This is a genomic window from Enterobacter cloacae complex sp.6700776, assembly GCF_048284255.1.
GTDB classification, from domain to species: Bacteria; Pseudomonadota; Gammaproteobacteria; order Enterobacterales; family Enterobacteriaceae; genus Enterobacter; species Enterobacter intestinihominis.
In genome coordinates this window covers 46,536-68,575 of record NZ_JBLVYK010000008.1, presented here as the reverse complement: position 1 = coordinate 68,575, position 22,040 = coordinate 46,536, and the positions used below count along the sequence as shown (strand labels likewise).

Annotated in this window: 21 protein-coding genes and 1 other annotated feature; of the genes, 3 read left to right on the top strand and 18 right to left on the bottom strand. The window is 56.7% G+C overall.

Annotated features, from left to right (window positions below; all coding sequences use genetic code 11):
- Positions 1-9: 9 nt before the first annotated feature.
- From ACNQ0T_RS13975 to ACNQ0T_RS13960, 4 genes are all read right to left on the bottom strand, one after another.
- Positions 10-357, bottom strand: coding sequence for a DUF202 domain-containing protein (locus ACNQ0T_RS13975; RefSeq protein ID WP_022646545.1), 348 nt, complete (start codon positions 355-357; stop codon positions 10-12).
- A complete protein-coding gene (locus tag ACNQ0T_RS13970; RefSeq protein WP_003861080.1) occupies positions 347-694 on the bottom strand; it encodes a YidH family protein in 348 nt (115 codons plus the stop codon). The genes ACNQ0T_RS13975 and ACNQ0T_RS13970 overlap by 11 nt, the downstream gene beginning before the upstream one ends.
- Before the next feature lie 92 nt (positions 695-786).
- Entirely contained in the window at positions 787-2,109 is a 1,323-nt protein-coding gene (locus ACNQ0T_RS13965; protein ID WP_417930154.1) for a 6-phospho-alpha-glucosidase, read from the bottom strand.
- Positions 2,106-3,728, bottom strand: a complete 1,623-nt coding sequence (locus ACNQ0T_RS13960; protein ID WP_022646542.1) for an alpha-glucoside-specific PTS transporter subunit IIBC — start codon at positions 3,726-3,728, stop codon at positions 2,106-2,108. The genes ACNQ0T_RS13965 and ACNQ0T_RS13960 overlap by 4 nt, the downstream gene beginning before the upstream one ends.
- Before the next feature lie 221 nt (positions 3,729-3,949).
- On the opposite strand from ACNQ0T_RS13960, the gene ACNQ0T_RS13955 reads away from it, so the two are divergent.
- Positions 3,950-4,696, top strand: coding sequence for a GntR family transcriptional regulator (locus ACNQ0T_RS13955; RefSeq protein ID WP_022646541.1), 747 nt, complete (start codon positions 3,950-3,952; stop codon positions 4,694-4,696).
- On the opposite strand, the gene ACNQ0T_RS13950 is transcribed toward ACNQ0T_RS13955, so the two are convergent.
- The 3 genes from ACNQ0T_RS13950 to ibpA all read right to left on the bottom strand — a co-directional run bounded on the left by ACNQ0T_RS13950 (position 4,664) and on the right by ibpA (position 7,473).
- Positions 4,664-6,325: a putative transporter gene (locus ACNQ0T_RS13950; RefSeq protein ID WP_022646540.1), complete on the bottom strand. Its 1,662-nt coding sequence runs from the start codon at positions 6,323-6,325 to the stop codon at positions 4,664-4,666. The two genes, ACNQ0T_RS13955 and ACNQ0T_RS13950, sit on opposite strands and share 33 nt — an antisense overlap.
- A gap of 172 nt (positions 6,326-6,497) precedes the next feature.
- The gene (gene ibpB, locus ACNQ0T_RS13945; RefSeq protein ID WP_022646539.1) at positions 6,498-6,926 is read right to left on the bottom strand and encodes a small heat shock chaperone IbpB; all 429 of its coding nucleotides are present in this window, start codon (positions 6,924-6,926) and stop codon (positions 6,498-6,500) included.
- A 136-nt stretch (positions 6,927-7,062) separates the two neighbouring features.
- Entirely contained in the window at positions 7,063-7,473 is a 411-nt protein-coding gene (gene ibpA, locus ACNQ0T_RS13940) for a small heat shock chaperone IbpA (RefSeq protein WP_003861094.1), read from the bottom strand.
- Positions 7,467-7,541 (bottom strand) — a sequence feature (ROSE (Repression Of Heat Shock gene Expression) occurs in the 5'-region of heat shock genes and acts as an RNA thermometer to modulate expression.). (Overlaps the previous gene by 7 nt.)
- A gap of 247 nt (positions 7,542-7,788) precedes the next feature.
- On the opposite strand from ibpA, the gene ACNQ0T_RS13935 reads away from it, so the two are divergent.
- Positions 7,789-8,121, top strand: a complete 333-nt coding sequence (locus tag ACNQ0T_RS13935) for a YceK/YidQ family lipoprotein (RefSeq protein WP_032622035.1) — start codon at positions 7,789-7,791, stop codon at positions 8,119-8,121.
- Here the strand turns inward: ACNQ0T_RS13935 and ACNQ0T_RS13930 are convergent.
- The 8 genes from ACNQ0T_RS13930 to ACNQ0T_RS13895 form a co-directional block, all read right to left on the bottom strand.
- Positions 8,118-9,347, bottom strand: a complete 1,230-nt coding sequence (locus tag ACNQ0T_RS13930; protein WP_417930152.1) for a DUF3748 domain-containing protein — start codon at positions 9,345-9,347, stop codon at positions 8,118-8,120. The genes ACNQ0T_RS13935 and ACNQ0T_RS13930 overlap by 4 nt on opposite strands.
- A 51-nt stretch (positions 9,348-9,398) precedes the next feature.
- On the bottom strand, positions 9,399-10,736 hold the full coding sequence (locus ACNQ0T_RS13925) for an MFS transporter (RefSeq protein WP_161177384.1): 1,338 nt from the start codon (positions 10,734-10,736) through the stop codon (positions 9,399-9,401).
- Positions 10,737-10,853: 117 nt separating this feature from the next.
- A complete protein-coding gene (dgoD, locus tag ACNQ0T_RS13920) occupies positions 10,854-12,002 on the bottom strand; it encodes a galactonate dehydratase (RefSeq protein WP_017694024.1) in 1,149 nt (382 codons plus the stop codon).
- Complete coding sequence (locus ACNQ0T_RS13915; RefSeq protein WP_063152590.1) at positions 11,999-12,616, bottom strand: 2-dehydro-3-deoxy-6-phosphogalactonate aldolase; 618 nt, start codon at positions 12,614-12,616, stop codon at positions 11,999-12,001. Before ACNQ0T_RS13915 ends, dgoD begins: the two co-directional genes overlap by 4 nt.
- Positions 12,600-13,478 (bottom strand): 2-dehydro-3-deoxygalactonokinase, encoded by an 879-nt coding sequence (locus ACNQ0T_RS13910; RefSeq protein ID WP_022646534.1) that lies wholly within the window; start codon positions 13,476-13,478, stop codon positions 12,600-12,602. Before ACNQ0T_RS13910 ends, ACNQ0T_RS13915 begins: the two co-directional genes overlap by 17 nt.
- On the bottom strand, positions 13,475-14,164 hold the full coding sequence (gene dgoR / locus ACNQ0T_RS13905; protein WP_003861109.1) for a D-galactonate utilization transcriptional regulator DgoR: 690 nt from the start codon (positions 14,162-14,164) through the stop codon (positions 13,475-13,477). The genes ACNQ0T_RS13910 and dgoR overlap by 4 nt, the downstream gene beginning before the upstream one ends.
- A 226-nt stretch (positions 14,165-14,390) precedes the next feature.
- Complete coding sequence (gene yidA, locus ACNQ0T_RS13900) at positions 14,391-15,203, bottom strand: sugar-phosphatase (RefSeq protein ID WP_023305134.1); 813 nt, start codon at positions 15,201-15,203, stop codon at positions 14,391-14,393.
- Positions 15,204-15,316: 113 nt separating this feature from the next.
- A complete protein-coding gene (locus tag ACNQ0T_RS13895; protein WP_417930149.1) occupies positions 15,317-16,342 on the bottom strand; it encodes a zinc-dependent alcohol dehydrogenase family protein in 1,026 nt (341 codons plus the stop codon).
- Positions 16,343-16,452: 110 nt separating this feature from the next.
- On the opposite strand from ACNQ0T_RS13895, the gene ACNQ0T_RS13890 reads away from it, so the two are divergent.
- Entirely contained in the window at positions 16,453-17,388 is a 936-nt protein-coding gene (locus tag ACNQ0T_RS13890) for a LysR family transcriptional regulator (protein WP_063849880.1), read from the top strand.
- A 34-nt stretch (positions 17,389-17,422) separates the two neighbouring features.
- Here the strand turns inward: ACNQ0T_RS13890 and gyrB are convergent, their stop codons facing one another.
- From gyrB to dnaN, 3 genes are read right to left on the bottom strand one after another with little or no spacing between them, the layout of a single operon-like run.
- Positions 17,423-19,834 carry a DNA topoisomerase (ATP-hydrolyzing) subunit B gene (gene gyrB, locus ACNQ0T_RS13885; protein WP_063137909.1) on the bottom strand — a complete coding sequence of 804 codons (2,412 nt, stop codon included), beginning with the start codon at positions 19,832-19,834 and terminating at the stop codon, positions 17,423-17,425.
- A 28-nt stretch (positions 19,835-19,862) separates the two neighbouring features.
- The gene (gene recF, locus ACNQ0T_RS13880) at positions 19,863-20,936 is read right to left on the bottom strand and encodes a DNA replication/repair protein RecF (protein ID WP_022646527.1); all 1,074 of its coding nucleotides are present in this window, start codon (positions 20,934-20,936) and stop codon (positions 19,863-19,865) included.
- Positions 20,936-22,036, bottom strand: coding sequence for a DNA polymerase III subunit beta (gene dnaN / locus ACNQ0T_RS13875; RefSeq protein WP_003861122.1), 1,101 nt, complete (start codon positions 22,034-22,036; stop codon positions 20,936-20,938). The genes recF and dnaN overlap by 1 nt, the downstream gene beginning before the upstream one ends.
- Positions 22,037-22,040 lie beyond the last annotated feature (4 nt).

Here is a 22,040-nt window from a genome sequence, read left to right as displayed (position 1 = left end):
TTACCCGGCCTACAGGTGCAAAATTTGTTGAATGTGGGTGACCGCAAACAGCAGTGACAGCGACAGCACGGCCAGGGCGATAAGGAACTTATCCCGCACCGCCTTCGGCTGTACAAAGTCGCTCTGCGCCACGTCCATCAGGTTACGGCTGCGGGTGTAGCGCCATAAAATGATGGCTACCAGCGCCAGCACAACAATGGAGATCCAGAATGGCGCCCCCGTGCGGTGCCAGTTGTGCTTAATGGCAAGCGCGATCAACGCACCATACCCAAGCAGCGTGCGCAGCCAGGCCAGCGAGGTTCGCTCCGGCTGAAGCCCGGGGTCCGCTTCCCGCCGCGCTTTGCGGCTATCCGGCATACAGCACCAGTAACATCACTACGCCCGCAACCATCAGCAAAATCGTACTGATGATGAGCAAACCGCGCGTGTAGGGGAGATCCTGCTTCAGACGCATCGCTTTTTCATTTCTCAGCCAGCGCAGATAGCCATAAATCGCCAGCACGCCGGCAATCAGGCACAGCAGCAGGGCCAGCACTTCGCGAATCAACGGAGTGGCAAAATCGGGGGCGAGCTGATCAAGGCCGACGCCTGCGGCCAGAAAGCCCAGGGCGGTGCGGATCCACGCTAAGAACGTGCGTTCGTTAGCCAGTGAGAAGCGGTAGTCCGGCGCTTCACCGAGGCGGGAAATGTTCATGAAGGTTCCTTGTCGTGCATCATGCAGGCTTCAGCATAGCGTAATTCAGCCAGGACAAGGAGACCGGCATCTGGCGATGCCGGTCAGAAAGATTAGTGCAGCTCTGGCCAGTAATCCTTATTAGCTTCAATCAGATCGTCCAGAATCGCCTTCGCCACCGATGCGCTCGGTACGGTTTTCGACAGGGTAATCGCCTGCCAGAGTTTCTGATACGAGCGCTGCTCCCAGGCGTCCACCACCAGTTTTTCCACCGCCACCTGCTGGCTCATGAGCCCTTTCTGGAAGTGCGGAATATCACCCACGGTCAGCGGCTCCGGTCCGTTGTGGCCGACCAGACACGGAATTTCTACCATCGCGTCGGCGTCAAAATTATGGATAGCCCCATTGTTAGGCACAATCAGCAACATGCGTTCCTGGGTGTTAAAGGCAATCGCGGTCGCCAGATCGACGATGTACGACGCATGTTCGTCGATTTCCAGTTCACCGGCAGAAGAATGACCGGCTTCGATAATCGCCCGGCATGAACTGAATACATGCTTCTCACGGTGATCCATCACTTCATTGGCGCGGGTACGCTCCGGGTTGGAATGGGCGACCACATAGTCCGGGAACAGGTAATACTTCAGGTAGGTGTTCGGCATGGTGTCCGGATCCAGCGCCTGTACGTCTTTGGCCTTGGCGAAGGTATCGTTCCAGCTCGCTTCAGTATGCGCATCTTCCGAAGGTGGAACATAACCGTTTTTCGCCACGTATTCGCGCAATTTCGGCATCAGATCGTATCCGTTCAGATCTTCAATCGACGTCCACCAGCCGAAGTGGTTCAGACCGTAGTAGCGCACGCGCATCTCTTTGCGGTCTTTCAGGCCGACGATTTGCGCCATACGGCCTTCAATGCCGATCGGCATGTCGCAGATGTTGAGGATTTTCGCGTTCGGACGCAGGCGGCGCGTGGCTTCCGCGACAATCGCCGCCGGGTTGGAGTAGTTCAGCATCCACGCTTTCGGGGAGTACTGCTCCATATAATCTACCAGCTCAAGCACGCCGCCGATGGAGCGCATGCCGTAGGAGATGCCGCCCGGCCCGCACGTTTCCTGGCCCAGCACGCCGTGGCGCAGCGGGATTTTTTCATCCTTTTCACGCATGGGATATTTGCCAACGCGAATATGCGCCATCACGAAATCCACATCGGTAAAGGCCGCTTCAGGATCGGTGGTGTAACTAAATTCAATCTCCGGCGCCTGCTCCTTAAGGATGATTTTACACGCCTCGGCGATGATCTCCTGACGTGCTCCGTCATTGTCATAGAACTTCAGCGCACGCAGCGGGAAACGGTCACGGTTGGCTAACAGCATCAGGACGATACCAGGCGTGAATGTACTGCCGCCGCCTGCAATAACAACTGAGAATTTTTTCATGATATAGCCTCTGTCAGAGTGGTTTGTTCGTTTGTTAAAGGGGTTTTCATCAGCGATTCCAGCTGGTCGCGCACCTGAGGAACGTGCAGACCGACAATCACCTGTATGCCGTTGCCGCGCCGCACCACACCGTGTGCGCCCAGGGCTTTGAATACGTCATCGCTTTGGGTTTTCGTCATATCCACCAGGGCGATACGAAGGCGGGTGGCGCAGTTATTGATACTTTCGATATTTGCTGCGCCGCCGAGCGCCTGTAAGAACCCAGCGGCCTGTCCGACCTGCTGGCTGGCTGCTGCCGGGGCGGTGGTTTGCCCACGCGCCGCCTTATAGTCGGCCTTGCTGTAGAGCTTGATTTCGCTCTCTTCCCGGCCCGGCGTTTTCAGATTCAGACGTTCGATAAGCGTCCTGAAGACCACGAAATAGAGAGCGGTGAAGCAGAGGCCGATGCCAATCTGGGTGAATACCGTCGAGGCGTGGTTATGGAACATCGGGATCCAGTTTTGCGGCAGGAACTGGTCCAGCAGACCGCCCCCCATGTTCCCCACCACCCCGAAGGTATACATCACCGTCGCCATCGTTGCGGCCAGCACGGCGTGGATAGCAAACAGCAACGGCGAGATAAACAGGAAGGTGAACTCCAGCGGTTCGGTAATACCCACCAGCACGGCGGTAAGCGTGGCCGGAACCAGCAGCCCCGCAACCTTGACGCGGTTTTCCGGCGACGCGGTGTACCAGATCGCCAGCGCAATCCCGACCGAGCCAAACACTTTCGAATTGCCGTGCAGGGCGAAGCCGCCTTCAGGGAACAGTGTTTTTAGCGGCACAGTGCTCTGGCTGAATTCCTGCAGGTGCTGCGCCCAGTAAACCTGAATGCCGCCCTCTACCGCCGCCGGGCCGAAGATAAACGGACCGTAGACAAAGTGGTGCAATCCGGTTGGGATCAGAATGCGTTCCAGGAAGGTATAGACCCATACGCCGAGCGCACCGGCAGAGCGCAGGAACGCCTGCAGGGACTCAATGCCCATCTGCACTTTCGGCCAGCCCAGCAGCGTCAGCCAGGCGCAGGGGATCATGACGAAGAACGCGAGGATAACGACAAACGAGGTGCCCTGGAAAATCCCCAGGAAGACTGGCAACGGCTTGTCGAAAAATCGGTTGTGGATGGCGGTGACGAGCCCGGAAATGATAATCGCCCCGATGATGCTGGTATCAAGCGTTTTGATTCCGGCAATCATCGCCAGCCCGCTGCCAGCAGTGGGTTCAGCAGAGAAGTCGACGCCAAAGAAGTGACCCCAGGTCATCCCCATCGCGTTGATAAAGTAGTTCCAGGTCAGAAAGCTAATCAGCACCGCCAGACAGGCGCGGCCCTGCGCCTGCTTTGCCAGGCCAATCGGTAAGCCGACAGCAAAAATCAGCGGCATATTGCGGAACACCGCCCAGCCGCCCTCTTCGATGATGTGAACAATCTGCGCGAACAGATGATCGGGGGCCGTTAAAGCTTCGCCGACAAACAGCGGGTTGCGAAGCATGATGGCGATCCCGACCACGATCCCGGCAAAGGGAAACAGTAAAACCGGGGTGAACATGGCGCCGCCAAAACGTTGTATTTGACTGAGCATTTTTAAATCCTCATGAAACAACCTGTAGGGGTAGAGGCCTTTATGATTTTTTACTGGCCTGAGGTGAGCATAAGAAGTTACTGATGCGGGAACATGGCGTGCCGCTGCGATTCGTGATCGCATTCATGGTTTTAATTTGACCAATCAGGTCTACTTTTGATAGAAAATATGGACAAGTTAAGACGTAATCCACGCCATAACGGGCGAGCAGAGGTCTACAGGTGATCTACAAATCTATTGCCGACAGATTGCGGCTACGGCTCAATTCGTCGGACTACAACATTGGCAGCCCGTTACCCGGCGAAAAAGCGCTGGCAAAGGAGTTTGGCGTAGCCCGGATGACCATCCGCAAGGCATTGGATCTGCTGGTAAGCTGGGGGCTGGTTGAACGTCGACACGGCAGCGGGACGTTCGTGGCGCGCAAAGACGTTCATCATGAAACGACTAACCTGACCGGGCTGGTAGAGGTACTGCGCCAGCAGGGGAAAGAAGTGCAGAGCAAGGTGTTGCAGTTTGAAGTGATGCCCGCGCCGCCCGCCATCGCCAGCCAGCTGCGGATTCAGGTTGATGAGCGGATCTATTTTTCAAGGCGGGTGCGTTACGTGGACGGAAAACCGCTGATGCTGGAGGACAGCTTTATGCCGGTGAAGCTGTTCCGCAATCTTTCCCTGGCGCATCTCGAAGGGTCTAAGTTTGATTACATCGAGAAGGAGTGCGGGATCACCATTAGCGGCAACTACGAGAGCCTGACGCCAGTGCTGGCAGATAAACAGCTGGCCGGTTATATGAATCTGCCGGAACAGACGCCGCTGCTGCGCATCACCTCTCTTTCCTACAGCGACAGCGGCGAGTTCCTCAACTATTCCGTGATGTTCCGGAACACCAGCGATTACCAGGTGGACTACCATCTGCGGCGTATCCACCCGGAAGACTTATTAGCCCATCCCCCAGAACAGCACCGCCAGTAGTTGCGGGGTGATAATGCGCAAAAACATCACCAGCGGATAGACCGTGGCGTAGGACAACGCCGCCGCGCCGCTGGTGGCGTGCAGGTTATTGGCGAACGCCAGCGCGGGCGGATCGGTCATGGAACCGGCCAGCATGCCGCACAGCGTGAGATAGTTCATTTTAGCGAACATACGCGCCAGTAATCCGACCGTTATCAGCGGGATGGCGGTAATGAATATGCCATAGCCTACCCAACTCATCCCTTCGCCGTTAACCAGGGTATCGACAAAATCGCCGCCGGATTTCAGTCCCACCACCGCCAGAAACAGCACGATGCCCAACTCCCGCAGCGCCAGGTTAGCGCTCGGCGGCATAAACCAGTAGAGCTTACCGATGGAGCCGATACGCCCGAGGATCAGCGCCATAATGAGCGGCCCGCCTGCCAGCCCCAGCTTCAGTGCTACCGGGAAGCCGGGCACGTACAGGGGGATGGAGCCAAGCATGACGCCAAGCCCGACGCCGATAAAGACCGGCAGCATCTGCACCTGCTGGAGTTTTTGCTGGGCGTTGCCCACCATGTTCGCTACGGCATCAATAGATGAAGGACGCCCGACGAGGTTGAGAATATCACCGAATTGCAGGCTGGCATCCTGGCTGGCCACCAGCTCGACACCGGCGCGGTTAAGCCGGGAGATCACCACGTCATAACGCTCTTTTACCTGCAAATCGCGTATTTTCTTGCCCAGAACCTTCTCATTGGTCACTACCACGCGCTCCACGCGCATGTCCGTTCCACGGGTTGAGAGCGAGGTATCCACCTCCTGACCAATCACCAGCCGGGCATTGTTTAAATCCGCCGGTTGCCCTACCAGATGCAGGAGATCGCCGTGCTGAATGAGGGTGTCAGGTGAAGGCACCATCAGCGTGTCGTCACGTTTCAGGCGTGAACAGATAATGGTCGCGCTGTTCAGAATGGGAACATCCTGTATCGCCATATTATTCAGGTTAGGGTTTTCGACGCGAATGTTGATGGTTTTAATGAGCGCATGGCCGTTGGTCAGCGTGCTTTCATGCTCTTTCGCCTCCTGCTCGACGTTAATGCGGAACAGCACGCGCACCAGCCACATGGAGAGCAAAATACCGCAAATGCCAAACGGATAGGCCATGGCGTAGCTCATCCCCATCTGATCGACGACATCAGCAGGGATACCCAGATCGCGCAGAATTTGCTGGCCCGCCCCGAGCGCGGGCGTATTGGTTACGGCGCCGGAGAAGATGCCCAGCACGACGGGCAGCGGAATAGCGAAGAGTTTGTGCAGAATGGCGGTGACCAGCCCACCCATCACGACGATGCCGAAGGCAAAGAGATTAAGGCGTAAACCGGAGACGCGCAGGGAAGCGAAGAAGCCCGGCCCCACCTGAATACCGATGGTATACACAAAGAGGATCAGGCCGAACTCCTGGATGAAATGCAGCATATCGGCGCTGAGCACCCACCCAAGCTGGTCGGCAAAATGGCCGACAAAAATCCCGCCGAAAAGCACTCCGCCAATCCCAAACCCGACGCCGCGGATTTTGATATTCCCCAGCCATAGCCCCACTACCGCGACAAGGGCCAACACGCTGACGGTTAACGCGATATCACTCATGTTCCACATCCTGTGTATAACCTTAGTTATAACAGGGATTCTCTCAGAGCTGGCGGCGGTTGTATGGGCGATGGCGCACAAAAAAGCCCTGCCGGGGCAGGGCCTTGTGCGGTCTGTGAGCGTTGTCGGGTGGCGGCTGCGCCTAACCCGACCTACAGTTTCGGCGGGTTTGTTAACTGTTTAACGCCGGCCTGTCGCTAATGGCGATGCGCTGCGGCGCGATAGCTTCCGGCACGTTACGGGTGAGGTCAATATTCAGCAGCCCGTTAGTGAACGTCGCGCCAGAAACTTCCATATGGTCTGCCAGGGTAAAGCTCAGGCTAAACGGCTGAGTGACAAGCCCCTGATGCAACCATTTGGTCTCGGTGTCAGGTTTTTCCGGTGACCCTTTAACGGTCAGGCGCGTACCCTCAAGCTGGATGTCGAGATCTTCCTGACGAAACCCGGCCAGCGCAAGCGTGATGCGGTAGTGGTTATCATCGCTTTTTTCGATGTTGTACGGCGGAAACGTCTGCTGTTCGGTTGCGCTTTGCAGCGCGTTAGCCAGTTTGTCAAAACCGATCCACTGACGCAGCAGGGGGGAAAAATCATAGTTACGCATACTAAATCTCCTTCTGAGAAGCGAGTTCGGCACAGTTTATTTTTGTGCGCAGTTGTACCTGCAAACCCTTGCGGATTCGCATATGCTCCCTTTACGGCAAGCAATTTCAGGTGGGCCGCAGCCGCGACCCGCTTAATTAATTGATTTCGATACGACGCGGTTTTTTCTCTTCCGGAATCACACGTTCCAGCTCGATAAACAGCAGGCCGTTCACCAGGTTCGCGCCCTTGACGTGGATGTTCTCAGCCAGCTGGAACTTGCGTTCAAAGTTGCGCTCTGCGATGCCCTGGTAGAGGTAGGTTCGTTCTTTCTGCTCGCCCGCATGGGAGCCTTTCACCACCAGCAGATTGTCCTGCGCGGTGATCTCCAGTTCACTCTCTGCGAAACCGGCGACAGCAATCGCAATGCGATAGTGGTTTTCGTCAACCAATTCAACGTTGTAAGGAGGATAGCCGTTGCTCTGGCTCTGGTTGTTTTCTAAGTGGTTGAACAGACGATCAAAACCAATGGCAGAACGGTATAGCGGAGAGAGATCGAAATTACGCATAGATAAAAACTCCTGGAATCAGCGAGAAAATGTAGCCTTCCACCATGGACAGGCTTCTGCTTCCCCGAACACCCATCAGGCGTGTCCGTTATCGGGTTACATTCTTAAAATGGGTCTGGATACGGCCTTTTCAAGCCTGTTGATGTGAGATTTTTTTGCACTTTGCTGGTTGTCGCATAGACTCAGGGGCACAGCACAAAGGGTTAAATTGCGATGGCGACCACAGTGCGGGAGTTTTGAGCTATCCATTTTGGACGCGCCTCGCTATAACCCTGAGTTGCAGGTCAATGCCGTGCTACTAATGATGACTGAGTGATGATGAGAAATGTTCTGATTAAGCTGGCGACGTTCAGCGGGGTTGTTTTACTTTGCGGGTGTTCGAGCGTGATGTCGCACACCGGCGGTAAAGAAGGAACATATCCGGGGACGCGCGCCAGTGCCGCCATGATCTCTGATGATGAGACAAACTGGGGTACCAAATCTCTGGCGATTCTTGATATGCCGTTTACGGCGGTTGCCGATACGCTTCTGCTGCCGTGGGATATGTTCCGCACCGACAGCTCAGTGCGTTCGCGCGTTGAGAAAAGCGAGCAGGAGACGCTGGCGACTAACTCCGTCATCCCACCCGCAGAGATGACCCCGCGCTAATTCTGTGCGGTTTCCGTTAGCCACAGCTGGCGGAAACCGTCCTTCTCTTCCATCCACGCAACAAAACGTCCGTCCGGGGAAAACACCACAGCGTCAGCAGACGGCGGGTTGCCATGATCGGACGTCAAAAACGTCACCTCTCCGGTCTGCGCATCGCAGCAGGCAATGCGGCCTGCAAGCACAAATCCCAGCCCGTTGCCGGAAGGATGCCAGTTAAAGGCCGACTGAATATCGCTCTCAGCGTGGGTCAACTGACGCGGCTCACCGCCTTCAGGGGAGATAAGCCACAGCTGCACAATGCCGTTATCGTCCCGCATTAAAAACGCAATCTGCGTCCCCTGTGGATTGCTGCGCACCCAGTGGCGCGGCACGTTCACCAGCCCCGGATACGCCTTCTGATGGGTGAAGGTAAGGCGGCGTTGCATGACGCCCGCAGGCGGCGCGGGCATTGTATCCGGCGTCCCCTGCAACGGCGCATCGCCCGCCCGTTTCCAGCCCTGCTCGTCCTTGGGAAGGTCCACAATAAACAGTTCGGGCACTTTCTCGCCTTTCGCAGACACCGTATCGCCGATAAACGCCAGCCTGTCGTTGTCCACCCAGCCCTCTTCATAGGCGCGGTTGATCTCATCGCTGCCCGGTTGCGGGTTCGGCGTTGTCCGGCTTACCAGCACGCTCCAGAAGGTGCCAGCATATTCCCGCGGATGGTTCCCCTGTGGATTTACCGGACCAAAAGGCGCCGCCACCCCGACGTTACGCAAATCCAGCTGCGGATCGCGCGCGTGCAGTACATGGTCGTTGTAGGTAAAGCTGACGAACTGCCCGTTCGGGCTAAAAACGTGAACGTGGCTGCCGCCACGCAGCGCCCCCGCCGTGTAAGGCGCGGTGATATCCATCGCATCAAGATTGCTCACCTGGCCGTTGTGCGCAATCACTCCCTGACGATGGTGAAAATCATACAGCCAGTCTGCATCCGGGTTTTTCGGGCCGTGGATAAAAACATATTTCTCCCCGGCAGGATGAACGGTCACCACGCCGACATGCGCGCCGTCAGTCGCACGGTAGATCACCTCAACCTCGCCCGTAATGACATTGACCCGCTCAATGGTATTACCGGTAAACGACGCGCCGGACGGGCGGACATCATAGACAAGCCACTGGCTGTCTGGCGTCCAGATGTTGATGTTGGTGAGCTGGTGGTTGCGGGAAGCGAAGGTGATTTGTTTCATGAAAATACCCTGATGCGCGGTTATCGCATCAGGGTAAAACATCCGAAGGGATTAGCCTACTCGTTTCACGTCACCTACCAGCAGGATGTAGGAGAGCGCGCCGATCAGCGCCACGGCAGAGATATACACCAGAGCCGGACCAAAGCCGTAGTCCTGCGCCAGGTAACCGATGACCAGCGGCACGGTGATCCCGCCCAGGCCGCCAACGAAGTTAAACACGCCACCGGTCAGGCCAATCAGCCGCATCGGTGCCAGGGACGACACCAGCGACCAGGTGATGGAGGCAAAACCGTTCCCGAAGAACGCTACCGCCATCAGGGTCATGATCCACACTGGATCGTTGGTGTAGTTCGCTCCCATGATGCAGGTAGAGATCAGCAGTCCGCAGATAATCGGCGTTTTACGCGCAACCCCCAGTGAGAAGCCTTTTTTCACCAGTTTGTCCGCCAGCCAGCCCGAGAGCAGCACGCCGAAAAACGCCGCAAGGAAGGGAACGGTGGTCATAAAGCCCGCCTTCAGCGCGGTTATCCCTTTTTCCTGGGTCAGATAGTTCGGGAACCAGGTGAGGAAGAACCACAGCGTGGAGGTCACCGCGAACTGGCCCAGATATACGCCCACCAGCTTACGGTGGAAGACCAGCTTCCAGTCCGCTCTGGTCAGCGGCTGGCGCGCCTCTTTTTTCACTGGCGCATCGCCATCCACCAGACCGCCGCCGTCGCGGATGTAGTCCAGTTCGGCTTTGGTGATACTTTTGGTCAGACGCGGCGGCTGATAGACCTTAAACCAGATTAACGACCAGATAATGCCGATCCCGCCGGTGACGATGAACACCCAGTGCCAGCTCAGCAGCTCCTGGATCCAGATTAACAGCGGCGTCAGAAACGCCAGACCAACAAACTGCCCGGAGGTGTAAAAACCAACAGCGGAAGCGCGTTCGTGTTCAGGGAACCAGCTGGTCACCATGCGGTTGTTGGTCGGGAACGCGGGCGCTTCAAACACCCCGGTGATGGCGCGTAGGCCTATCAGCGACATCAGCCCGGTGGCGAAGCCCTGGAACAGGGTCGCCACGGACCAGCCCAAAATAGCGATAAAGTAGGTCAGACGTGACCCCACGCGGTCAAGGAACCAGCCGCCGGGGATCTGGCAGAGCGTATACAGCCAGGCAAACGCCGAGAAGACGTAGCCCATTTCCGCTTTGGTGATGCCAAACTCTTCCTGAATATGGGCCGAGGCCACAGCAAGGTTGGCGCGGTCGACATAGCAAATGACCACGGTAATAAAAATCATAATTAGCGTCAGGTAGCGGCGACGCCCGGTTTTTGTAGCAGTAACTGGAATATCCATCGCAATCTGTCTCCAGATTTTGGGCATAGCGAAGCCGCTCACCATGCCCTGTAATTTACAGAGGGTTATATTTTTTCTATGTACGTTTTTTTTGCCCGGTGGCGCTTCGCTTACCGGGCCTACGAGAGAGTAGGCCGGATAAGCGTAGCGCCATCCGGCGATTTACCACTCGGCTACGGAACCGTCTTCAAGACGCCACAGTGGGTTACGCCAGTCCGGCGCACTTTTACTCAGCTCAATGACTTTGGCTTCGTCGATCTCCACGCCAAGGCCCGGCTTCGTTAACGGTTTAAAGAAACCACCTTCCATGCTGAAGTCTTCTTTGTTTTTCACAAAGTCGAGCAGCTCCGCGCCCTTGTTATAGTGAATGCCCATGCTTTGTTCCTGGAACACTGCATTACGGGAGACGAAGTCCACATGCAGACAGGCTGCCAGCGCAATCGGCCCAAGCGGACAGTGCGGTGCCAGCGCCACATCGTAGGCTTCTGCCATGCCGGCAATTTTGTAGCATTCGGTGATGCCACCCGCGTGGGAGAGGTCCGGTTGCAGGATCGCAATGCCGCCCGCTTCCAGCACGCGCTTAAACTCGAAGCGCGAGAACATACGCTCCCCCGCCGCGATGGGAATGTGCGTCTGTTCAGCCAGTTTTGGATAGTATTCCGCCTGCTCGGCCAGAACAGGCTCTTCAATAAACAGCGGGCGATACGGCTCCAGCTCTTTAATCAGCACTTTGGCCATTGGCGCGCTGACGCGGCCGTGGAAATCCAGGCCAAACTCAATCTCGTTGCCGAAAGCCTCGCGGATTTGCGCCACGGTGTTCACCGCCCGGTCTACCGCGCGCGAGTTATCGATAACGCCCATCTCTTCGCAGCCGTTGAGTTTGAAGGTGTCAAAACCGATGTTGCGCAGCTGCCGGATACCGTCGATCACTTCCGCAGGGCGGTCACCGCCCACCCAGCTGTAGGCTTTGATTTTGTCTCGCACCAGGCCGCCCATTAATTGCCAGACCGGGGCATTCAGAACTTTGCCTTTGATATCCCACAGCGCCTGATCGATACCGGCGATGGCGCTCATCAGGATCGGACCGCCACGGTAAAATCCCGCCCGGTACATGACCTGCCACAGGTCGTTGATGCGCGCCGGATCCTGGCCAATCAGGTATTCACCCAGCTCGTGAACCGCGGCTTCAACCGTACGCGCACGGCCTTCAATCACCGGCTCGCCCCAGCCAACCACGCCTTCGTCGGTTTCGATTTTCAGGAACATCCAACGCGGGGGTAAACGGTACGTGGTAAGTTTGGTTATTTTCATTGCACTGCCTCTCGATACGCTTTCACAAATGCTGCCGCCTGCTGTGCGGTACGCTCAACGGGCTGTCCGGCACGATAGAGATCGCTGCCCAGCCCCGCGCCCGCACAACCCGCTTTTATCCACTGCACCAGGTTTTCCGGCGTGACGCCGCCCACGGCAAAGACCGGCACGCTGGCGGGTAAGACCGCTTTCAGCGCTTTGATGTAATCCGGACCAAAGGCCGACGACGGGAAAATTTTGAGAGACTGTGCGCCCGCATCGAGGGCGGAAAAGGCTTCTGTGGCCGTGGCGCAACCCGGGCATACGGTCATGCCGTAATCCACCGCCCGGCGGATCACCTCGGGGTTGATATTCGGTGTGACGATAAGCTTGCAGCCCATCTTCGCCAGCTCATCCACCTGCTCCGGCTGTAATACGGTACCAGCACCAATCAGCGCCTTATCACCGAACGCCTTAACAACTGCCGGAATGCTTTTTTCCCATTCCGGGGAGTTGAGCGGGATTTCCACCGCGTCGAACCCGGCGTCGATCACCGCGCCAACGTGCGCTAAGGCCTCACCGGGCGTGATACCGCGCAAAATCGCGATCAGGGGAAGATCAGTTTGCCACTGCATGAGCGATGCTCCTTATACCTGCCTGAAATGCCGTGTCGCCTTCCACCGCAGCAACATCCCGTCCGATAGCGTGGAACGCCTGGCGGTAACGAGACGTCAGCGATGAACCCGCGACGAGCGTGATGGCCTGCTGCCCGGCGAATGCGTCGCTCAGGGTGGCGACTTCGGCGCCAATCAGCAGGCCGGACAGAAATTCGCTGACCTGCTCGCGCGGAAGATTTCCCAGCACGTGCGAGGCGCGAACCTCAAAAAGTTGCGGCAAAACGGCAGGGGATGCGATCCCGCGCTCAAGCCCGGCGGCAAACGCTTCCGGCGAAGGGGTTTGCTCCGGCAAACCGGCCCCCACCAGCGAATGCTTAAGCAGCAAGTGGTGCAGTTCGCCGGTCATCACCGTGCGGAAATCATGAATTTGCTCAGCATCCGCCTGGACCCATTTGCAGTGCGTCCCGGGCATGACGTAGACAGAAGAAGGAGAAAGGGTGCGCGCCCCGAGCAGCTGCGTCTCTTCGCCGCGCATCACGTTATGGTTATCGTCGCGAGAGACGCATAAACCGGGAATAATCCAGACATTGTCGCCAACGGACGTTAACTGCTCGCCAACGGCGGTGAAATGCACCGGAACCGACAGGTAAGGCGCAACCTTCCAGCCCACGTTACTGCCGACCATTCCGGCCATCACCACTGGCGTAGTACCGTCGCGCCAGTTTTGTGTCACCTCTGCTAACACCGCTTCGGGGGATTTACCGTTCAGGCGCGTCACACCTGCTTCTGATTGCCTGCTTTCCAGACACTGCTCCCCCTGGTAGAGCCAGGCGCGCAGATTGGTCGATCCCCAGTCAATTGCGATGTAGCGTGATGTCATGTGATTTCCTTCAACCTTCGTGTCGAGCTGGCGATCATGGTCAGCGCCGCCTGCTCTGCCGCATCGCCGTCTTGATGCCGTATCGCATCGAACAGCGCTTTATGTTCCTGAAGCGTTTTCGGCATGTTGGCCTCATCGCCCATCCAGGTACGTTCAAATACTGCTCGCTGTAGCGAGCTGATCGCCACGCTAAGCTGCTGTAACACCGGGTTATGCACCGACTGCAGTACCGCCTCGTGGTAGCGAATGTCCGCCTCGTTGAACGCCTCCCGATTCTGGTTATTGGCGATCATGTCGTTTAACGCCGACTCAATCTGTGCCAGGTCACCTGACGTTGCGCGCTCTGCCGCCCAGCGGGCGATGGCCGGTTCCACCAGATTTCGGACTTCGCTCATCGCGCCGATAAGCCGTGGGTCGTAGTCGTTTTCCAGTACCCATTGCAGAACATCGGTATCGAGGTAGTTCCACTGGTTACGCGGCGCAACAAACGCGCCGCGATAGCGCTTCATTTCAATCAGCCGCTTCGCCATCAGCGAGCGGAACACTTCCCGGATGATGTTGCGCGAGGTTTCAAACTCCTCGCACAGTTCCGCCTCTGCTGGCAGCGGCGAACCGGGAACGTATTTGCCACCCACAATCTGAGTGCCCAGCGTGATGACAATGCGATCGGTTTTATTGAGTGTCATGGAGAGTCCTTGTGCTCTGTAAGTCCATCACTACTTTACCGCGACCGCTGAATTTCGCCTCACTTTTGCAGTACAAACGTGAGTCCTTTCGCCTTTGCCGTGGTGACAATGTAGTACAATCAGTTAATGTTGTACTACAATCCAGATCACAAAAAGAACAATTCGATAAATTCAGGGCCAAAAAAAGCCCCGGTTGATAATCGAGGCTGATGATTACAGACAGCTGTTAGGACAGGACAAATTTCTCAATCGCATAAGCCACGCCGTCTTCCAGGTTAGATTTGGTGACGAAGTTCGCCACTTCTTTCACCGACGGGATGGCGTTATCCATCGCCACGCCCATGCCTGCATATTCGATCATCGCAATATCGTTTTCCTGGTCGCCCAGCGCCATAATCTCCTCAGGCTTAATGCCCAGCGCATCGGCAAGCGATTTGACACCCGTGCCTTTATTGACGCGTTTATCGAGGATTTCGAGGAAGTACGGCGCACTTTTCAGCACGGTGTATTTCTCTTTTACCTCAGCCGGAATGCGTGAGATGGCTTTGTCGAGAACCGCAGGTTCATCAATCATCATCACTTTCAGGAACTGGGTTGCCGGGTCCATGTTTTCCGCTTCGCAGAACACCAGTGGAATGGTTGCAACGTAGGACTCGTGCACCGTGTAGTAGCTGATATCGCGGTTGGCGGTGTAAAGCGTATTGCGATCGAGCGCGTGGAAGTGAGAGCCCACTTCGCGGGAGAGCTTTTCCAGGAAACGGTAGTCATCATAGCTCAGTGCAGTTTGCGCCACCGTGCTGCCATCGGCTGCCTTTTGCACCAGTGCGCCGTTATAGGTGATGCAGTAATCGCCAGGCTGATTCATGTGCAGCTCTTTCAGGTAGCTGTGCACCCCGGCATACGGGCGTCCGGTGGTGAGCACCACGTTCACGCCTTTTTCGCGTGCGGCGGCGATCGCATTTTTAACGGCAGGAGAGATAGTGTGGTCTGGCAGCAGCAGCGTGCCGTCCATATCGATTGCAATGAGTTTGATAGCCATGAGGTCCCCGGGATAAATGAGTGCTATCTCATGCTAACGCGATTAAGCACACAAAAACAGAGCTACCTTGCGCAACAAAAAGCCCCTTTTGTATTTATCCCGGGAACAAGAACTCACTCGCGGGTGAGAACGATTTTGCCAAACGCACCGCGATCCAGATGCTCAAGCGCCTGTTCCAGTTCGTCAAAACGATAGCGATGTTCAATCACCGGTTTTAACTCCGTGACATCAACAGCACGGACAAAATCTTCCAGCGCCCGGCGGTGTCCAACCCCAATTCCCTGAATGACGGGGGATTTCAGCAGCAGCTCGCCAGCAGGCAGGGAAATGTCCGTTCCGGCCAGCACGCCAATAACGGAGATACGCCCGTGAACGGCTACCGCGCGAAGGGAATGTCTCAGATTCTCCCCACCCACGGTTTCGATAATATGGTCGATGCCGCGATCCTGCGTCAGTGCCAGCGTATTTTCAGCCCAGTCGCCTTTCAGTCGGTTGATGCCCTGGCTGGCTCCCAGCTTTTTGGCCAGAGCCAGTTTTTCATCACTCCCCGACGTAACAATAACTTCTGCGCCGTGCGCTTTTGCTATCTGCAAAGCGAATAGCGCCACACCGCCCGTGCCTTGTACCAGCACCGATTGCCCGGCGCGTAAATGGCCGCGCTCCACCAGCGCGAACCATGCGGTAAGCCCCGCGCAAGGAAGCGTGCTGGCCTCAGCGTCATCCAGGCTTTCCGGGGACGCCACCAGCGCGTCTTCACTCACAATCACATATTCGGCCAGCATACCCTGGAAGTATCCGCCGGACGTTTTATAGGGCAAATCGCGCGCGTCTGCCTGCGGCTTGCCGTCGATCCATTCCGGGAAGAAGGTTGAGATGACGCGTGCGCCGGGTTTGAAACGCGTAACGCCGTCGCCAACGCTGTCCACCACGCCTGCCATGTCAGATGCTGGGGTAAACGGGAAGGAAAGCGGAATCGGCATCGTGCCTTCAATCACCATTTTATCCCGGTAGTTGAGCGCAACGGCATTAACCCTTACGCGAACCTCCCCCGGACCTGGCTGTGGCATAGGCACCTGAACAAGCTGAAGGCTCGCGCGCCCAAGGGCGTTCATTGACCAGCGCTGCATTGTTTCTGTCATTTTTTCTCTCCTGCCATCAAATAAGCTTTAGGACTGACAGTCTACCGTTGACGTTTGGTCGCCAGTGGCGATAAGTTTTCCCATAATTGATGACGCAGTGGATACAATTCATGACCGATACGCTGAAGGATATACCTGTATTTGTGGCCGCCGTTGAGGCGGGAAGTTTTGCGCAGGCCGCCGTCCGTCTGCATTTGTCGCGCTCGGCGGTAGGAAAAAGCATTGCTCGTCTTGAAGAGCGGCTGGGGGTACGTCTTTTCCAGCGTACCACCCGCAGCCAGAGGCTGACCGACAACGGCGCTCTGTTTTATGAACGCTGCCTTCGCGCGCTGGAGGAGATTCGGGGCGCGGAGTCGCTGCTTGAAACAGGGAAGCAGCAGGTCAGCGGCCGCCTGCGCGTTGCCATGCCGGTGCTGTTTGGTCGCCAGTGCGTCGCGCCACTGCTGATAGAACTGACGCAGGAACATCCCGGGCTTGAGCTTGAAATGTCATTCAGCGACCGCGTGGTGGATCTGGTAGAGGAAGGCTTTGATATGGCGGTACGTAACGGCACGCTGCAGGACAGCAGCCTGCTGGTCGCCAGAAGGCTGGGCGAGCATCGCATGGTGCTGTGTGCCGCCCCGGATTACCTGATGAAGAACGGCCATCCAGAAAACGTTGCTGATTTACCCCACCACACTGCCATTAACTATCTGCGATCAGGCAGAGTGCTGCCCTGGCAGCTAATGGATAGCGAAGGGAGATCGCACACCTTTACTCCCCGCTCATCGCTCAATATGGATGATTTACAGGCAATCTGCGACGCTGCGCTGGCCGGACACGGCCTTGCGTGGTTGCCCTGCTGGATGGCCCGCAGAGAAATACATCAGGGAAAACTCATCCCGCTTTTAAAGCAGGCACCGGACGTGCGCTTCGACGTTCATGCAGTCTGGCAGCAGACGCCGCATCTGCCGCTGAGGGTTAGAATAGCGATAGATACGCTGGCGAGCCGTTTACCGTCCGTGATGTCGCTGGATATGCCTGCGCCCATAAAAAAGCCGCGCTAAAAGCGCGGCCTGTTATCGTGCGGTATAACGACGATTAAATATCGATATTCGCCGCTTTCAGGGCGTTCTCTTCGATGAAGGCGCGACGTGGTTCAACCGCGTCACCCATCAGGGTAGTGAACAGCTGATCCGCTGCGATTGCGTCTTTAACGGTGACGCGCAGCATGCGACGGCTTTCCGGATCCATGGTGGTTTCCCACAGCTGATCCGGGTTCATTTCGCCCAGGCCTTTATAACGCTGAATAGAGAGGCCACGACGGGACTCTTTCACCAGCCACTCCAGCGCCTGTTCGAAGCTGGCTACCGGCTGACGACGCTCGCCACGTTCGATGAACGCGTCGTCTTCGATCAGACCACGCAGCTTCTCGCCGAGGGTGCAGATACGGCGGTATTCCGGACCAGTAACAAACTCGTGCTCCAGCGGGTAGTCGGTATCGACGCCGTGGGTACGCACGCGAACAATCGGCTCGAACTGCTGCTCAGCGTTCTGCTGAACGTCGAACTTCCACTGGCTGCCGTGCTGCTCTTTCTCGTTCAGCTCGCTCACCAGGGTGTTCACCCAGCGGGTGACGGTCTGCTCGTTGCTCAGCTCGGCTTCGGTCAGGGTCGGCTGATAAATCAGCTCTTTCAGCAGCGCTTTCGGATAGCGACGCTCCATACGGCCAATCATTTTCTGCGTGGCGTTGAACTCGGAGACCAGACGCTCCAGCGGTTCACCGGCCAGCGCTGGCGCGCTGGAGTTTGCGTGCAGGGTCGCACCATCAAGGGCGATCGCGATTTGGTACTGATCCATCGCCTCGTCATCTTTAATGTACTGTTCCTGCTTGCCTTTCTTCACTTTATACAGCGGCGGCTGGGCAATGTAGACGTGGCCGCGCTCAACGATTTCCGGCATCTGACGATAGAAGAAGGTCAACAGCAGCGTACGAATGTGCGAGCCGTCGACGTCCGCATCGGTCATGATGATGATGCTGTGATAGCGCAGTTTGTCCGGGTTGTACTCGTCGCGACCGATGCCGCAGCCGAGCGCGGTGATGAGCGTCGCCACTTCCTGAGAAGAGAGCATCTTGTCGAAGCGCGCTTTCTCAACGTTGAGGATTTTACCCTTCAGCGGCAGAATCGCCTGGTTCTTGCGGTTACGGCCCTGCTTCGCAGAACCGCCCGCGGAGTCCCCTTCCACAAGGTACAGTTCAGAAAGCGCCGGATCGCGTTCCTGGCAGTCAGCCAGTTTGCCCGGCAGGCCTGCCAGGTCCAGCGCGCCTTTACGGCGGGTCATTTCACGGGCTTTACGCGCCGCTTCACGGGCACGCGCCGCATCGATAATTTTACCCACCACGATTTTCGCGTCGGACGGGTTTTCCAGCAGGTATTCGCTCAGCAGTTCGTTCATCTGCTGTTCAACCGCCGATTTCACCTCAGAAGAGACCAGCTTGTCTTTGGTCTGTGAGGAGAATTTCGGATCCGGCACCTTCACGGAGACCACGGCAATCAGGCCTTCACGGGCATCGTCACCGGTGGCGCTGACTTTCGCTTTTTTGCTGTAGCCTTCTTTGTCCATGTAGGCGTTCAGGGTACGGGTCATCGCCGCGCGGAAGCCCGCAAGGTGAGTACCGCCGTCGCGCTGTGGAATGTTGTTGGTAAAGCAGTAGATGTTTTCCTGGAAACCATCGTTCCACTGCAGTGCCACTTCCACGCCGATACCGTCTTTTTCAGTAGAGAAGTAGAAGATATTCGGGTGAATTGGCGTTTTGTTCTTGTTCAGATACTCAACGAACGCCTTGATACCGCCTTCGTAGTGGAAGTGGTCTTCTTTGTTGTCGCGTTTGTCGCGCAGTCGAATCGACACGCCGGAGTTCAGGAACGACAGTTCACGCAGGCGTTTCGCCAGGATCTCGTACTCGAATTCGGTGACGTTGGTGAAGGTTTCAAGGCTCGGCCAGAAACGCACCATGGTACCGGTTTTGTCGGTATCACCGGTAACGGCCAGCGGTGCCTGCGGCACACCATGGGTGTAAATCTGGCGGTGAATTTTGCCTTCGCGCTGGATAACCAGCTCCAGCTTCTGCGACAGGGCGTTTACTACGGATACGCCTACGCCGTGCAGACCGCCGGAAACTTTATAGGAGTTATCATCGAACTTACCGCCTGCGTGCAGAACGGTCATGATAACTTCCGCAGCAGATACGCCCTCTTCCGGGTGAATACCGGTTGGGATGCCACGACCATCATCGGTAACGGACACGGAGTTGTCCGCATGGATCGTGACCACGATGTCTTTACAGTGACCCGCGAGCGCTTCGTCGATAGCGTTATCTACCACCTCGAATACCATGTGGTGCAGACCGGTGCCGTCATCCGTGTCGCCGATATACATACCCGGGCGCTTACGCACCGCATCCAGTCCTTTCAGGACTTTGATACTGGAGGAGTCATAAGAATTCGACATCAACGTTTCTCGCTCATTTCAACTTGGGTTAATCCGTTATTTTACCCTTTTCCACGGTAAACATCTTCGAATTTTCGTCCGACATGTCCATAACGTGTTCAGCGCTAATGGCGCTGACGAAAACCTGCGACTGCGTGGCTTTTAAGCGGCTGGCAAGTAGCCCGCGCCGCGCGTCGTCAAGTTCCGAGGCAAAATCATCTATCAGGTACAGGCAGCGTCGCCCACTTTCGCGGGTGAGGAATTCCCCCTGCGCCAGGCGCAGCGCGCACATCAGGAGCTTCAGCTGCCCGCGCGACAGCGTGTCTTCCACCGGCGCACCGTCGGCACGAATGCGGAAATCCGCCTTGTGCGGGCCGTGCGCGGTGTAGGTCAACATGCGATCGCGCTCGAAGCTTCTCTCTAACACCTCGGCATAATCCGTCTCTTTTTCCCAGCCACGCTGGAAAGAGAAGGTGAGAGAGAACTCGGGTAAAAACTGTTTGCAGGTATCGGCCATGTCTTCGGCGATACCTGCGCTGTATTCGGCACGCCAGCGGCTGATTTGTTCCGCAAGAGGAATTAATTCCATGTCCCACGGACGCAGCTGGGCGTAGCGCGTGACCTGGCGCAATGCGGCGTTACGCTGTTTAAGCAGACGCTTCAGATTGCTCCAGGCGTTAAAGAAACCGGCTTCATTGTGAAAGCATCCCCAGTCGAGGAACGCTCTTCTGTATTTGGGGCCGCCGTTGAGTAAAGTAAACCCCTCCGGCGTAATCAGCTGCATCGGCATCAGCAGTGCCAGCTCCGCCACCTTGTGGCCGTCGGTGCCGTCGATGCGCACCTTGCTGTCGCCCTGCTTGTCTTTGGTCAGGCCGATGGCAGTTTCCCGCTCGGCACCCTGTAAGCGCCCATGCAGCACAAACGCATCCTGCTCGTGGCGAATCACGCGACCAATCTGCAAACTGCGAAACGCCCGGCCATGACCGAGCGTATAGATGGCTTCCAGCACGCTGGTTTTGCCGCTGCCGTTCGCGCCAACCAGGAAATTAAAGCCAGGGGATAAAGCGAGATCCGCGCTCTCGATGTTGCGAAAGTCGCGGATCAACAGACGGGTGAGCGACATTACAGTCTCATTGGCATGACAACATAAGCAGCCGACTGTGATGCGGCATCTTCAATCTGTACGCTCGAAACGGAGTCAGTCAGCAGGATGCGAACGTTCTCGCATTTCAGTGCATTCAGCACATCCAGCACATAGCTGACGTTGAAGCCGATTTCCATCTCAGCCCCGGCGTAGGTGACGTCCAGAATCTCTTCTGCCTCTTCCTGCTCCGGGTTGTTGGCGGTGATTTTGATCTGGTTTTCACTCACGTACAGACGTACGCCGCGGAATTTCTCGTTGGAGAGAATAGCGGCGCGCGCGAACGCCTGCTTGAGGATGTCGCAACCTGCCTCCAGCGTTTTGTCCGGGTTCTTCGGCAATACGCGGCGATAATCCGGGAAACGTCCGTCTACCAGCTTCGATGTGAAGACAAAATCGCCCACGTGGGCACGAATATTGTTGCTACCGATCTGCACGCGCAGCGGGGTGTCGCCGCCGTCGAGCATACGCATCAGTTCAATTACGCCTTTACGCGGTACGATCACCGAATGGTTTGGCAGTGAATCGCCAATCGGCATAGAACAGACCGCCAGACGGTGACCGTCTGTAGCCACGGTACGCAGCTCTTCACCTTCGGTTTCGAACAGCATGCCGTTTAAGTAGTAACGAACGTCCTGATGCGCCATAGAGAACTGCGTGGCTTCAATCAGACGCTTCATCGTCGCCTGCGGCAGGGTAAATTCAACTTCGCTCTGCCAGTCATCCAGGTTCGGGAAGTCCGCAGCGGGCAGCGTGGAGAGGGAGAAACGGCTGCGGCCAGAGCGCACCAGCATGCGGTCGCCCTCCAGCTGCACGGCGATTTCAGCGCCTTCCGGCAGCCCACGGCAAATATCAAAGAATTTACGTGCCGGAACCGTGGTCGCGCCCGCGTCGTGCGGCTGAGTCAGCGTAACGCGCGCGATCATTTCCATTTCCAGATCTGTGCCGGTCAGCGACAGCGTACCGTCAGCGACCTGAAGCAGCAGGTTTCCAAGAATAGGCAGCGTAGGGCGGCCGCCTAATGGGCCACTCACCTGTTGCAGCGGTTTTAATAAATGTTCACGTTCAACGGTAAATTTCATAGCG